The 14159-nt window shown below is 60.0% G+C and carries 15 protein-coding genes; 11 read left to right on the top strand and 4 right to left on the bottom strand.

All coding sequences use genetic code 11. From position 1 onward, the window contains the following. Window positions 1-257 precede the first annotated feature (257 nt). On the bottom strand, window positions 258-1883 hold the full coding sequence (locus M5B43_RS17475; RefSeq protein ID WP_248751257.1) for a methyl-accepting chemotaxis protein: 1626 nt from the start codon (window positions 1881-1883) through the stop codon (window positions 258-260). Between the two features lie 236 nt (window positions 1884-2119). On the opposite strand from M5B43_RS17475, the gene M5B43_RS17470 reads away from it, so the two are divergent. Both M5B43_RS17470 and M5B43_RS17465 read left to right on the top strand, forming a co-directional pair. Beyond that, window positions 2120-3547, top strand: coding sequence for a nucleobase:cation symporter-2 family protein (locus M5B43_RS17470; RefSeq protein WP_248751256.1), 1428 nt, complete (start codon window positions 2120-2122; stop codon window positions 3545-3547). Between the two features lie 14 nt (window positions 3548-3561). Beyond that, the gene (locus M5B43_RS17465) at window positions 3562-4023 is read left to right on the top strand and encodes an LEA type 2 family protein (protein WP_248751255.1); all 462 of its coding nucleotides are present in this window, start codon (window positions 3562-3564) and stop codon (window positions 4021-4023) included. A 115-nt stretch (window positions 4024-4138) separates the two neighbouring features. Here M5B43_RS17465 and M5B43_RS17460 read toward each other — a convergent pair whose 3' ends face one another. Further along, on the bottom strand, window positions 4139-5065 hold the full coding sequence (locus M5B43_RS17460; protein WP_248751254.1) for a carbon-nitrogen hydrolase family protein: 927 nt from the start codon (window positions 5063-5065) through the stop codon (window positions 4139-4141). Between the two features lie 91 nt (window positions 5066-5156). On the opposite strand from M5B43_RS17460, the gene M5B43_RS17455 reads away from it, so the two are divergent. Then, the gene (locus M5B43_RS17455) at window positions 5157-6056 is read left to right on the top strand and encodes a LysR family transcriptional regulator (RefSeq protein WP_248751253.1); all 900 of its coding nucleotides are present in this window, start codon (window positions 5157-5159) and stop codon (window positions 6054-6056) included. On the opposite strand, the gene M5B43_RS17450 is transcribed toward M5B43_RS17455, so the two are convergent. Then, window positions 6049-6303 (bottom strand): hypothetical protein, encoded by a 255-nt coding sequence (locus M5B43_RS17450; protein WP_003190904.1) that lies wholly within the window; start codon window positions 6301-6303, stop codon window positions 6049-6051. The genes M5B43_RS17455 and M5B43_RS17450 overlap by 8 nt on opposite strands. A 163-nt stretch (window positions 6304-6466) precedes the next feature. Here M5B43_RS17450 and M5B43_RS17445 point away from each other — a divergent pair, with 163 nt between their 5' ends. After that, window positions 6467-6787 (top strand): DUF883 family protein, encoded by a 321-nt coding sequence (locus tag M5B43_RS17445; protein ID WP_248751252.1) that lies wholly within the window; start codon window positions 6467-6469, stop codon window positions 6785-6787. A gap of 50 nt (window positions 6788-6837) precedes the next feature. Here M5B43_RS17445 and M5B43_RS17440 read toward each other — a convergent pair whose 3' ends face one another. After that, the gene (locus tag M5B43_RS17440) at window positions 6838-7872 is read right to left on the bottom strand and encodes an Ldh family oxidoreductase (RefSeq protein ID WP_248751251.1); all 1035 of its coding nucleotides are present in this window, start codon (window positions 7870-7872) and stop codon (window positions 6838-6840) included. Window positions 7873-8137: 265 nt separating this feature from the next. On the opposite strand from M5B43_RS17440, the gene M5B43_RS17435 reads away from it, so the two are divergent. The 7 genes from M5B43_RS17435 (at window position 8138) to M5B43_RS17405 (ending at window position 14132) form a co-directional block, all read left to right on the top strand. Further along, on the top strand, window positions 8138-9133 hold the full coding sequence (locus M5B43_RS17435) for a FecR family protein (protein ID WP_248751250.1): 996 nt from the start codon (window positions 8138-8140) through the stop codon (window positions 9131-9133). A gap of 314 nt (window positions 9134-9447) precedes the next feature. Next, the gene (locus tag M5B43_RS17430; RefSeq protein ID WP_248751249.1) at window positions 9448-9894 is read left to right on the top strand and encodes a hypothetical protein; all 447 of its coding nucleotides are present in this window, start codon (window positions 9448-9450) and stop codon (window positions 9892-9894) included. Window position 9895: 1 nt separating this feature from the next. Next, a complete protein-coding gene (locus tag M5B43_RS17425; protein WP_248751248.1) occupies window positions 9896-10453 on the top strand; it encodes an adhesin in 558 nt (185 codons plus the stop codon). Window positions 10454-10520: 67 nt separating this feature from the next. Further along, window positions 10521-11240 carry a hypothetical protein gene (locus tag M5B43_RS17420; protein WP_248751247.1) on the top strand — a complete coding sequence of 240 codons (720 nt, stop codon included), beginning with the start codon at window positions 10521-10523 and terminating at the stop codon, window positions 11238-11240. A 61-nt stretch (window positions 11241-11301) separates the two neighbouring features. After that, entirely contained in the window at window positions 11302-11982 is a 681-nt protein-coding gene (locus M5B43_RS17415; protein WP_248751246.1) for a C39 family peptidase, read from the top strand. A gap of 37 nt (window positions 11983-12019) precedes the next feature. Next, window positions 12020-12769 carry a hypothetical protein gene (locus M5B43_RS17410; RefSeq protein WP_248751245.1) on the top strand — a complete coding sequence of 250 codons (750 nt, stop codon included), beginning with the start codon at window positions 12020-12022 and terminating at the stop codon, window positions 12767-12769. 49 nt (window positions 12770-12818) lie between these two features. Beyond that, window positions 12819-14132 (top strand): hypothetical protein, encoded by a 1314-nt coding sequence (locus M5B43_RS17405; RefSeq protein ID WP_248751244.1) that lies wholly within the window; start codon window positions 12819-12821, stop codon window positions 14130-14132. Window positions 14133-14159 lie beyond the last annotated feature (27 nt).

Genomic DNA, 14159 nt, shown 5'->3' with positions numbered 1-14159 from the left:
TTGGCCTGACACAGCACCGTAAAAGGTGGGAGGGGGCTTGCTCCCGATGGCAGTGGGTCAGCTGAGGATAAGCTGACTGATCCACCGCTATCGGGAGCAAGCCCCCTCCCACACTTGGATCTGCGGTGTGTCTGGTATTGAAGGTGCTGGCCTTGCCGGCGGCGGTTGCTATTTCAGGCAGTTTAATTGGCCTGACACTGCACCGTAAAAAGGTGGGAGCTGGCTTGCCCCACCTTTCGACTGCAGTTCAAATCGGGTCAGATAACGAACCTGGCCACCATCCCATTCAGGTCCACCGCCAGTCGCGACAGCTCGTGGCTGGCTGCGCTGGTCTGGTTGGCACCCGCCGCCGACTGAGTCGCCAGGTCGCGGATATTGACCAGGTTGCGGTCCACTTCACGGGACACCTGGGCCTGTTCTTCCGAAGCGCTGGCAATCACCAGGTTGCGCTCGTTGATCAGGCTGATGGACTGGGTGATCTGCTCCAAGGCCACGCCGGCGGCGCGGGCCAGTTCCAGGGTGTTTTGGGTGCGCACGTTGCTTTGCTGCATCGACTGCACCGCCTCGCCGGTGCCGTTCTGGATACCGGCGACCATTTTTTCGATTTCCTGGGTCGACTGCGCGGTGCGATGGGCCAGTGCCCGTACTTCATCGGCGACCACCGCAAAGCCCCGCCCGGCCTCACCGGCGCGGGCGGCTTCAATCGCGGCGTTGAGGGCCAGTAGGTTGGTCTGCTCGGCAATCGCGCGGATCACGTCCAACACCTTGCCGATGTCACGACCCTGGGACGCCAGGCCCTCGATCAACACCGACGTATTCTGCACGTCCTGGGTCATGGTCTGGATAGCGCCCACGGTCTCCACGACCCGATCGCGACCTTCCCGTGCCGCCTGGTTGGACTGGCCGGACGCTTCGGAGGTGGACACCGCATTGCGCGCCACCTCCTCGACTGCCGCGGTCATCTCGTTGACAGCCGTCGCGGCCTGGTCAATTTCGTTGTTCTGCTGTTGCAAGCCACGCGAGGCTTCTTCGGTGACCGCGCTGAGTTCTTCAGCGGCCGAAGCCAATTGCGTGGCCGAACCAGCGATGTGCTGGATGGTCTGGCGCAGGTTGGTTTGCATGGCCGACAGTGCACTGAGCAAGCGCGCCGACTCGTCTTTACCGTCATCCTCAATCACAGTGGTCAAGTTGCCACCGGCGATGGTTTGCGCCATGTCCACCGCTTTACGCAGCGGTGCAACGATGCTGCGGGTGAGCAGCCAGGCGAGCAGCACCGTCAGCACGGCAGCTGTGATCGCGACAATAATGATGCCGATGACGGCCTGCTGATAGCTGCTCTCGGCGTCTCGCCCTGCCCGATCGGCGTCGGCACTGTTAATGGCGATGAGCTTGTTCAACTGCTCGCCCATCAGGTCGGTACCGTCCTTGATCCGCGTATTGATGAGGGTGCGCATCTCCTCGACTTTGTTCTGTTGCGACAACGCCATCATTTCAGCATGTGCGCTGAGAAAACTGTCGAGCGTGGCGGCGAAGGTTTTGTACAAGGCGGCTTCTTCGCCACCGGCCGGCGTGGCCGCGTAGGCGGCCTGGGCCTGCCTGACCTTGTCTACCAGCACGGCCACGCGGGTCTTGGCTTCTTCAAGGGACGCGGGCTCGCGGTTGATCAAAATGCGGAACGAGAGAATGCGCAGCCGCAGCACGTTCTCGGTGAGGTTGCCGAGGTATTTCACGCTGGGTAACTGATTTGTTCCCATGTCCAACGACGCTTGGCGGATCTGTGTCATGCGGTTAACCGCAAACACCCCGAGGATAATGACAAGCAACGCAATGAACGCAAAACCGAGAAAAGCGCGAGGGGCGATATTCAGATTACGAAGGGACATAGAGAAGCTCTCAAGAAGTAGTGTTGGCGAGCGTCCGTGCCGCGACACGTTCAGCCGGCGTCAACGCGCCGCTCTGACCTTTGGGCACCACTGTTGTAATAGGTGTCGTGGGCCTATCCAGGCTATCGGCCGACCCATGGTTTTAATGCAGGATGTTTCGAAAATTTTTTACACACTTCTGACAGCCGGTACTTTCTGGCATCCTGCGCGCCCCCTTTCCCTGCCGAGCCCATATTTTGCCTGACGCTCAAGCCCCTCGCCCGCGCTATAAATCCGACCTGATCTATGGCCTGGAAGACCGCCCGCACTTCACCGCCGCGATTTTTGCCGCCTTGCAGCATGTCTTGGCGAGTTTCGTCGGCATCATCACGCCGACCCTGATTGTCGGCGGTGTGCTCGGCCTGGAAAGCGAAGTGCCTTACCTGGTCAGCATGGCGCTGTTCGTCTCGGGCCTGGGTACGTTTGTGCAGGCGCGCACGTTCGGCCCCATCGGTTCAGGGCTGTTGTGCCTGCAAGGCACCAGCTTCTCGTTTATCAGCGTGATTCTCAGCGCCGGCTTCATGGTCAAGGCCCGGGGCGGCGGCACCGATGAAATTCTCTCGACGATCTTTGGTATCTGTTTTTTCGCCGCATTTATCGAAGTGGCGCTCAGCCAGTTCATCGGCAAACTGCGCAAACTGATCACCCCGGTGGTGACCGGCACCATCATTACGTTGATGGGCCTGTCGCTGATCAAGGTGGCGGTCACCGACATGGCCGGCGGCTACGGCGCCAACGACCTGGGCGCTGCGGGCAATATGGGCCTGGCGGCGCTGGTGTTGCTGACCATTGTGGTTCTCAACCGTTTCAGCAACCCGTTCCTGCGCCTGGGTTCGATCGTGATCGGCCTGAGCCTGGGTTTCTTCGTGGCATGGTGGTTGGGCCGGGTCGACATGGCCGCCCTGCCCCAGGTGCCACTGATCAGTGTGCCGGTACCGTTCAAGTACGGTTTCTCGTTCGACTGGGTGGCATTCATCCCGGTGGCGGTGATCTTCCTGATTTCGCCACTGGAAGCGGCCGGTGACCTGACAGCCAATTCGATGATTTCCCAGCAGCCGGTCAAGGGCCCGCTGTATATCAAACGCATCAAGTCCGGCCTGCTGGCGGACGGCCTCAACTCGGCAATGGCCGCGACCTTCAACAGCCTGCCGATGGTGACCTTCGCGCAGAACAATGGCGTGATTCAATTGACGGGCGTCGCCAGCCGCTACGTGGCGTACTTCATCGCCGGCCTGCTGGTGCTGCTGGGGCTGTTCCCGATGATCGGCGCAGTGCTGCAACTGATGCCCAAGCCGGTGCTGGGCGGCGCGACGCTGATCATGTTCGGCACGGTGGCCGTGGCCGGGATCAAGATCCTCGCCGAAGCGGGCCTGCACCGTCGCAATGTGCTGATCGTGGCCATTTCCTTAGGCATGGGCCTGGGCGTCGCGGCCGTGCCGGAAGTGCTGCGTGATTTGCCCAAGGCGCTGCACAACATCTTCGAATCGCCGATCACCGTGGGCGCATTCTGTGCAATCCTGCTGAACATTTTCCTGCCGGAAGAGTTCATAGAACTGCACGAGGATGAATTCGATCCGGAGTCCTCGACCCTCAAGGTCATGCAAGATCCGGACGTCACGCACTAGGAGCACCTTTTCATATGCGCAAGCTCATGGTTTTATCGGTATTGCTGCTTACCTTGAGCGCCTGTGCGCTGTTCCCGGACCGCGACCCGGTCAACATCACGGTGGTGGGCATCGAGCCGCTGCAAAGCCAGGACCTGGAAGTGCGTTTTGCCGTGAAGCTGCGGGTGCAGAACCCAAATGAAACGACGATCGACTACAGCGGCGTGGCCCTGGACCTGGACGTCAATGGCCGACCATTGGCGTCGGGGGTCAGCGATCAAGGCGGAAGCATCCCACGCTTTTCCGAGACCGTGCTGATGGTGCCGGTCAGCGTTTCGGCGTTTTCTGTGTTGCGCCAGACCCTTGGCCTGAGCCAGACCCAAAGCCTGAACAACCTGCCCTACGTGCTGCGCGGCAAACTGGCGGGCGGGCTGTTCGGTACCATGCGTTTTGTCGAGCGCGGTACCCTGGACCTGCCGAATACCGCCACTTGGTAACCGTAAGGAACACTGTCACTGTGGCGAGGGAGCAAGCTCCCTCGCCACAGGTTACCGGTTGCCCGCCCTAACGCTTAACTGACCGGCAACCCCCGTCCCACCTTTTTAACCGCATTCAGTCAGTGATAAAGCGAACGCCCGACCTGGCGCGCTCGTCCACAGTCAGTTCAAAAATGTCCGGCCGTGCGTAATGCCCCACCACGTCATAGTCGTAGCGGGCCCGCACCAAGTCATCAGTATCGATCTGCGCCGTCAACAACCCCGCCTGCCCCAGCAACGGCCCCGCCAGAATGTCGCCCATGGGTCCGACAATCACACTGCCACCGGCAATCAACGGGCGATCGGACGGCCAGTTGGCAACCTCAACACCCAACACCTCAGGCGATGCCTGCACCTGGCAGGCACTGACCACGAAGCAACGTCCTTCATGGGCAATATGGCGCATGCTCACCTGCCACATCTCGCGCTCGTCCACGGTCGGCGCGCACCATACCTCTACGCCTTTGGCGTACATCGCCGTACGCAGCAACGGCATCATGTTTTCCCAGCACACCGCACCGCCGATGCGCCCCACGGCGGCATCAATCACCGGCAGGGTCGAGCCGTCGCCCTTGCCCCAGATCAGCCGTTCAGTGCCGGTGGGCATCAGCTTGCGGTGCTTGGCGACCAAACCGCCTGAGGGTTCGAAATACAGCACGGTGCAATACAGCGTGCTGCCACTGCGTTCGATCACGCCGAGCACCAGGCTGGCACCGGTACGCGCCGACAACCCGGCCAGCGCCTCAGTCTCCACACCCGGGACATCGATGGCATTGGCAACATACCGCGCAAAGGCTTCACGGCCCTCGGGCAGGCGATAGCCCAACTGCGTGCCAAAGCTTTCGCCCTTGGGGTAACCGCCCAACAATGCCTCGGGCATCACCACCAGTTGCGCACCGCTGCGCAGGATCTCGTCCTCATAAGCCAGGATTTGCGCCAGGGTCTCAGCCTTGCCACCCGGCAATGAACCAACCTGCAAAGCTGCAACGGTAGAAATAGGCATCACGATCACTCCGAACAAGGGGGGTTGCCCATTCTCTGGCCAGACTCGATCATGAATAAAGCCCACCTCAGTGCTAAATGATATGAGCCAAATGAATATCGCCCAGGTTGACTTGAACCTGCTGAAAACCTTCGAAGCCCTGCATGACGAGTCCAGCGCGAGCCGCGCAGCGTTGCGCCTGGGCGTTACCCAGTCGGCGATCAGTGCCGGCCTGCGGCGTTTGCGTGAGGTGTATGGCGATCAACTGTTCATACGCACCGGTCGTGGCTTGGCGCCGACCTTGCGGGCCAACCAGCTCAAACCCGTGATCAGCGAAGCACTGGAACGCTGCCGGCAGAGCCTGGCCATGGTCCATCCGGATAACCCGCACTATCACGGGCGCTCGGTGGTATTGGGGCTGTCCGATGACTTCGAAATTGCCCACGGGCGCCGACTGATGGACGAAGTAGCACAGCGCGCGCCGCAACTGCGGGTGATCTTTCGCCAGACCCACAGCCAGATTGTTGCCGCCGCCCTGCTCGACCGCACTCTGGACCTGGCCATCACGGCCGGTGGTTTTGCCGAACGCAGGCTAAGCCGCCAGGTGCTGGGGGACGGTGATTATCGTTGCCTGGTGGACCCGCACAGCCTGGCACCCGGCCAACAAAGCATCGACCTGCAGGAATTCGTCATGCGCGACCATGTGCTGGTGTCGTCGGGTGGGTTTATCGGCATTACCGATGAAGGCTTGGCGGCGCACGGGTTGAGCCGCCAGGTGTGCGCCTCCACCAGCCACTTTGCCGCACTGCCGTTTCTGCTCAAGGGCAGCCGGGCGGTGGCGACCATTCCCGGACATGCCGCCGAGGCCATCGCCCAGATGACGGGCCTGCGCGTACTGCCTTGCCCACTGGCATTGCCGCGCTACCCGGTGGAATTGGGCTGGCGCACCCAAGCCCAGCTTGATCCGATGTTGCTAAAAGTACGCGAGGCGATTGTGGCGTGCTTTATTTAGCCGCCGCCATCAGCTTGTTGACTTCGCTGCGAACCATGTTGGAAAACTCCGGTGGCGACATACCATCCAACTCCGCACGCACCCACTCGGCCCACTTGCCTTTGCGCTTGGCACGCTCGCCGAACAAACGGGCGGCTTCGCCCTTGGCTTTGCCCAGGTTGGTTTGCCACAGGTCGTAGAGACGGGACTTTTCATCTTCCAGCTCGGCGCGTTCGGCGAGGGTCTTGTTGGCCAGATTGAAGCTCATGTTGAATTACCTGCTGCACAAATAGGCTACATCTTACACTGTAGGTCGAAAGTTCCAGATTCGGATTTTACTTCAAGTGACCTTCCGGCAAAAAAACTGCAACTTTTGCCGCAGCCCGATACTCCATTGTTCACTGTCACATTCACCTGCAAGGAGTCACCCAATGGCCCGCAAAACTGCCGCCCAAGCTGTCGAAGATCAAATCAAGGATCAAGCTTTCAGTGAACTGACGGCGTTGATCGAAGAATCGGACAAACTGCTCAAAAGCAGCGCATCCCTGGTGGGTGAGGAAGGTGAGACCCTGCGCGAACAGGTCGCCATCAAGCTCAAGCAAGCGCTGGACTCGGTGTCCAATGTGCGTGAGCGCAGCAAGCCGGTGGTGGATGCCACCGAAACCTACATCGGTGGCCACCCGTGGCAGACCGTCGCGATTTCCGCAGGCGTTGGCCTGGTGGTCGGCCTGCTGCTCGGCCGCCGTAACTAATACGGCATAGCCGCCGCCGAGCCCTGGCTCGGCAGCGGCTACGCTGTTCTTCAGTGAGCCCATTCGCGCAACTGATCCAGCGCGTGTGCATCCACCTCAACACCCGTCTCCAACGACTTCGCCCGCGTGCGATGACGTCGATCCCCCGGCAACCGCCGCAACCCTGCCGCATGCATCTGCCGCACCAGCTCCTGGCTGCGCTCAGCGAAGTTTTGCCCGGCGGTCTTGCTCGGGTCGATCAGGATCAGTAACTGCCCCGTCCAAGGCGTACGCGCCCCGGGGTGATCCGCCCAATTGAACTCGAATGAGAAGTTGCCACCGGTCAACGCGGCCGCCAGCAACTCGACCATCATCGACAGCGCCGAGCCCTTGTGCCCGCCGAACGGTAACAGCGCCCCACCTTCCAGGATGGCCTTGGGGTCCTGGGTCGGCTGGCCCAAGCTGTCGACGCCCATGCCCGGCGGCAGGCGCTCGCCTTTGCGCGCGGCAATCTGCACATCGCCATGGGCGATGGCGCTGGTGGCCAGGTCGAACACAATCGGCGAGCCGTCGGCGCGTGGCGCGGCAAAGGCAATCGGGTTGGTGCCGAACAGTGGGCGATCGGCGCCGTGAGGCACCACGCAGGTCATGCTGTTGACCACACTCAGGGCCACCAGCCCTTCTTCGGCGAAGGGTTCGACATCCGGCCACAACGCAGCGAAGTGATGGGAGTTTCTAATCGCCAACAGCGCGATCCCGGCGCTGCGCGCCTTGGCGACCAACAGCGGGCGTGCGGCCGCCAGTGCCGGCTGGGCAAAACCGTTATCGGCATCCACGCGAACAAAACCCGAAGCCACATCTTCGACCACGGGCAACGCGCTGCCATTGACCCAGCCGCTGTTGAGTGTCGACACGTACCCTGGGATGCGGAACACACCATGGCTATGGGCGCCGTCACGCTCGGCGCTGGCGCAGTTGTGCGCCAGGATCGCGGCGACCTCCGGCGAGGTGCCGTGGCGGACAAAGACCTGTTGTAGCAAGGCCACCAACTCGGTAAAGCCGATGGTGGTTGAAGCCGTAGCATCTGTCGGAGGCTGCGCAGACATTTGAAGCTCCGTTTTTATGATTGGAAGGGGCAACGAATGGACATTCAGGTCGCTGATTAAACACCACGCACAGCGTCTGCTGTCAACTTGCGCCGGGGCTCAATAGTTACCCCCGCCAATGGGTCATACGTGCTTACCCTGCCCTTTTCCAAGCACAACCGACAAGCCCAAACAAGAACGACTCGCAATTGAGATGCAATCGCCATGATGGCGGTTCTCGTCATTGGCCTTGGGAGGTTAGAATGTGGGAAATCAGGATGAGTTAATGAGCGAAAAGTCCCTTTCAGAAGCCGAATATGACGCTATCACCGACGCCGCCGCGCATTGGTGCATGCGCCTGCATGCCAGTGATTGCGCGGTGGGCGAACGTGAGGCTTTTGCGCAGTGGCACGATGCCCATCCGCTGCATGCCTTTGAATACGCAGCCATGCTGGAAATCTGGGACGTGGCCGATCACCTGCCCCGCAGCGAGCCTGCACCGGTGGTGCTGGCGTTTAAGCCGCGTCACCGCTTGCGAAAGTACGCGGTGGCCGCAGCGATCTGCCTCGTCGCCTTGCCGCTTGCCGCCTTTACTGGCTGGGAAGCGGGCTGGTTACCGAGTTCCTATGAGCACTTCGACGCCGCCAATGGCCTACGCAAGGTCACCCTCAGCGATGGCAGCCAGGTCGAGTTGAACCTGGGGACCGAGTTGGTCTACAGCCATTACAAGGACGAACGCCGGGCCACCTTGAAAAAGGGTGAAGCGTTTTTCAAGGTCATTCATGACAGCGATCACCCGTTTATCGTGCACATCGGCGATGGACAGGTTCGCGTGACGGGGACCCAGTTCAACGTCTGGAAATATGAAGACCAGGTGCGGGTCATGTTGCTCGAAGGTTCGGTGCAAGTGGCCAGCGACAAGCTGCACGCCAGTGTTCCATTGAGCCCGGGCATGCAGGCCAGTTACCACTTGGGTGACGCCGCACCGCATATCGCTGCGACCAATCCCGAGGACACCTCGCTGGCCTGGCGCCAAGGCAAACTGGTCCTCGACAACCTGGCCCTGGCCGATGCGTTGCCGCTGATCAACCGCTACCTGAACAAACCGGTGATGCTCGCGGACGCCGGTACCGGGGCAATTCGTATCGGCGGCATCTACAACATCAATGAGGTCAACAACCTCGTCCCCTCCCTGCCCAAGGTTTTGCCGGTCTACCTGACCCAGAACCAGGACGGCAACCCCGTCCTCAACTCCATCCCGCGTAAAGCGCCCAAGACCTGAACCGTCTTCCAGGCGCGGGCCTGCTCGCGCCTACAGTGTCCATTTTTGAAACACCTCTGGCCGCTGGATCGCCCACCCGCTGCGGATTCATCGTTTTGTCATCGGCACTGTTTCATCGATGAGACAGCCGCCAGGTGGGAGCGGCATATCCGGCCGTGTGGCGACTGTCTCAAGCATGAAACAACATGGCCATCACTTTGCCTCTCTTTAATCACAACCCATTGAATATCAATAACAAATAAAAAGCGGCACGCCTTCTGCTCTCTTCCTTACAGCGCTGTTTAGGGTCAGCGCGAAGAATAAGGAACACTGCCGTGAACACACATAATCCGGGCTCACTGAGCCTCCTGCTGATCAGCTGCGTACTCAGTACCAGCGTGAGCCTTCCGGTGCTCGCGGCAGGTGATGGTGTGATCGTGATTCAACGCACCGTCCAAGGTCACATGGCTGGCCGTTCACCCGGCGTCGATCCCAATCCTATTACCGTGAACGCCAACGCCTCCCCACAGATACTGCGTGCCACCGGCGAAATGAACGATAGCGACTTCGCCAACGTCAGCAGCGGTTCCAGCATCACTCGCGCCATCCTGCCTGGCGGTAACTTGCCCGGCTTGAGCAATAACGGTGGCGGTGTGGGCCTGGGTGCAGGCGGCGCTGCCGGGCACAGTGGTGCAAGCAGCCTTTCCGGCCAAATCAACGGCTCGATTTCCCGGGGCATGGCGCCCCTGAACAACATCAGCAGCATGATGGGAGGCCAGTGACGTGAAACATTCCTGGCTGTTTCTCATGGTGCTGGGCTGCTCATCGGCAATGGCCGACAGCAGCGCAGTGATCGATAACTCCGCCAGCCAATACAGCGGAGCAGCGTCGGTCAACCAAGCCGCCGGCGATCAACTGCAGCAAGTCAACAGCCGCGCCATCGCCGTGGGCGGCAGCGCGCAGGCAGGCGGCCTGATCCGCCAAACCATCGGCGGCGCGCCTGCCGACCGTGCCCAGAACGCCGGCGTGGCGATCCAGGGCAACTCATTCAGCAACGGCAGCGGTGTACTGGGCGTCAACCAGTCGGCCGGTGCTCAGAACCAGATGATCAATGCCGTGCGAGTCAGCGTGAATGCCGGCCCGCAAAGCATCGACGACAGCGTCATGTCGCAACAGAACGTTGCGCTTGCAACCGACTCAGGATTGACCCCTACCACTGGCAGCCGCCAGGTCGTTACCAGCGACCAGGCCTTCACCGGCAGCCGTGGAGTGGTTCAGGTCAACCAGAGCGCCGGGGTGGGGAACCGAGTGGCTAACACCCTGAATGTACGACTCAACTGATGGAGCTGAGTCGATAGATGGACCGTACCAACACTTAACCAACTAATTAGAAGCAAGGAGATACACCATGAAACCTACAATGGCTCTTAAACCACTGGTTTTCGCTCTGACTGCACTCATGGCTGTTGCTGCAAACGCAGGTGGTTATGGCGGCTGGCACCCTCAACCGGCGCCTACCGCAGTTACCGCCGCCGTCTCCGATGCACAAACCAGCAATAACAACTCAGTGAACAACAAGAGCACCGAGAACAATGCCTCGGCCAATCACTCGTTGAATGGCAGCTCGGGCAACGCCCAGGCCAACATCGCGGCCGGTGACGGCAACCAGCAAGACAACCAGACCGCCATCGCTGCCGGTGACGCTGCTGCGGTGTTTGCCCTGGGTACCATTACCCAAAGCAACCACAACAACACCTCCGTGCAAGTGGCTACCCAAAACAACGCTTCGCTCAACAACTCAGCCAACGGTAGCTCCGGCAACCTGGGCGTGAACGCCACTTCCGGCAACTTCAACCAACAGAAAAACCAACTGTCGATTGCCAGTGCCAGCGGCGCTTCGGCCACTGCTTCGAGCAACACCACACAAACCAGCGTCGACAATACCTACCTGAACACCGTAGCCGTTGCGTATGGCCATCACGGCATCAACCTTACGCCTGTTCAGAACAACGCCAGCGCGAACAACTCGCTTAATGGCTCTTCGGGCAACCTGGGCGCCAACATTTCTGCTGGCGTGGGTAACCAACAGGGCAACACCACTGTGATTTCCTCGGGTGTGCGCTTCTGATCCATCGGGGCCTTGGCAACAAGGCCCCTTTTTATTCCAGTGTCCAACAGGCCATTCGATCATGCGTATCGCCGCCCTCACCTTCCTGTTACTGCTCGCCGGCCCGACCTGGGCAGGGCAAATGGCAATTGCCATGCCCAATGGTGGCGGTGTGATCTACAAGAAGGTCGAGAGCATCCGCGAGCGCAAATTCGCCAACCTGGTGGAACAGAAAACCGATTTCAGCTGCGGCGCGGCCGCATTGGCGACCATCCTGCGCCAAGCCTATTGGAAGGACGTGGATGAAGACCACGTCATCAAAGGCATGCTGGTCAACGCCGACCAGGATCTGGTCCGCACCCAGGGCTTTTCCATGCTGGACATGAAGCGCTACCTGGAAAGTATCGGCATGCGCGCCAGGGGCTATCGGATCAATGGCGACACGCTGCTCACGGTAAAAATCCCAGTGATCGTGCTGCTGGACATTCGCGGCTACAAACACTTCGTCGTGATGCAGCGCGCCGACAAAGACTGGGTTTATATCGGCGATTCCGTACTGGGCAACAAGCGTTATACCCGTGATGACTTCATCAAAGGCTGGAACGGCATCGTGTTCGCCATCCTGGGCGAAGGTTACGACAAAGCCAATGCCCTGCTGACGCCGCCTACACCGTTGACCGCCAAGAACAAACTGAATGAATTTGCCCCGGTCCGGGACAGTGAACTAATGGACTTCGGCTTTATACAAAGCGACTTCTTCTAGAAGCGCCATAAGGAGCAGGACGCTCCAGGAGCACACAATGAACACTCACCGTTGGCTGACGGTCTTGTGCCTGGCAGCCTCAATGCCCGCTTATGCCTCATCGGCCTTCAAGCCAATCGAGCTCAAGGATTCGGAAATGGCCGACCTGCGCGGGCGCTTTGTAATGCCCGGGCGGATCATCAGTTTTGGCCTGGTGATGACCACCACCTGGACCAATGCCGCCGGAGACAACATCACCGGCAAAGCCAGCATGCAGATCAACTCGACAACCATCACGCCGCAGTTCTACGTGCAGGTCAGTGGCAGCAACGGGAGTGGCCCGTCAAATCACACCACCGGCACCGGTACTGTCATCGGGGGCTCGGGCCTGGGCACAGGCCAAGGCGTCACTCAAAGCGTGCGTGCCGCCGGTGATGGCAACACCGCCAACAACAACGTCGATATCAATGTCAGCCAGAACGGCCTCGCCCCCGCGAACGTCGTACAGTCGGGCCAGGCCCTGGTCGCGGGCCAGTCTGTAACCGGTAGCAGCAATGCGGGCCAAGCCACGGTCTCGCTCGTGAACGGTGGGATGCAGATGGCGATCCTGGCCAACAACAATCAGGGTAATACCCTTCAGAAAATCGGTGCCGGCAATGTTCTCCAAGGTACCGTTTTGCAGGGTAGCAGCAACCTGGTCAATAACCTGACACAGCTCAATGTAGTGCTGGGCCACCCAGGATTGAACAATCTTGCGCAAAACCTCAACTTGAATCAACTCAAGGGACTACGCACTCCCGGTTCTTGAACTACGCTGAGCCACGACACTTACGCCTAAGAAAGGGACGGCTTATTTCATGCACCGATCGTTATCGTTACGTGCCGTAATTTGTTTGAGCACGCTCCTGCCCGCATCGATGCTGTATGCCGCGCCGGACGCCGATATAGACACGTTGAAAAAAGAGCTACTGGAGCTCAAGCAGCGTTATGAAGTACAACAAAAAGCACTGGCGGTGCTGGAACAACGTGTACGACAAGTAGAGGACCAGCCGGCGACACCCGCGCCAAAGCGCTTGGCTAAATCACCGGCGGACTTCCAGAAAGGAGGCACGACCGTCGCCGCCAACACACCGGGCGTCGGCGCAGCTGCCGCTTCGGGCGGCGCGGGAGGCGGCGCCTCGTATGGTCAGTCGCTCAAAGACGACTCGGCGCCGGCACAAAGTGTCAGCAACTTGTATAACGAGGCCAGCGGCTTCTTCGGCAACGGCAAGTTCAGCTTTGAAACCGGCGTGACCTACTCTCGCTATGATGCGCGTCAATTGACCCTGAACGGCTTTTTGGCGCTGGACTCGATCTTCCTGGGTAACATCAACCTGGACCGGATCAAGTCGGATAACTGGACCGTGGACCTCACGGGTCGCTACAACCTCGACAATCGCTGGCAGTTCGATGTGAACGTCCCCGTGGTTTACCGTGAGTCGACCTACCAATCCGGCGGGGCCAACGGCGGCAGCGGCACCGTTACGTCGGAACAGTCAGTGACCCGCAACCCCACGATCGGCGACGTCAACTTCGGCATTGCCTACAAATTCCTCGATGAGAGTGTCAGCCTGCCGGACGCGGTGGTGTCGGTGCGGGTCAAGGCGCCCACCGGCGAAGACCCGTTTGGCATCAAGCTGATCCAGTCACCCACCAACACCAACCTGTACGTGCCGGAAAACCTGCCTACCGGCAATGGTGTCTGGTCGATTACGCCCGGCATCTCCCTGGTCAAGACCTTCGACCCGGCGGTGCTTTTCGGTTCGTTGTCCTACACCCACAACCTGGAAGACTCCTTCAGTGACATAAGCTCCACCGTCGGCCAGACAGTCCCCGGCAAGGTCAAGCTGGGTGACAGCTTCCAGATTGGCGCAGGCGTAGCTTTTGCGCTGAACGAAAAGATGAGCATGTCGTTCTCGGTGTCTGACCTGGTGCAACGTAAAAGTCAGCTCAAGCCCGATGGCGGCAGTTGGCAATCGGTGATTTCAAGCGATGCCAACGCCGGCTACTTCAACGTGGGTATGACGATTGCGGCTTCCGATAACCTGACGATCGTACCCAACCTGGCAATCGGGCTCACGCCGGATGCGCCATCGTTCAGCTTCAGCCTGAAATTCCCGTACTACTTCTAAACGGCACACAAGGAAAAGCCCCGCAAC

This window comes from Pseudomonas sp. MWU15-20650 (assembly GCF_023242475.1).
In the GTDB taxonomy this organism is placed as follows: Bacteria; Pseudomonadota; Gammaproteobacteria; order Pseudomonadales; family Pseudomonadaceae; genus Aquipseudomonas.
The sequence above is the reverse complement of the archived record's forward strand: the minus strand, read 5'-3'. Positions and strand labels throughout refer to the sequence as shown.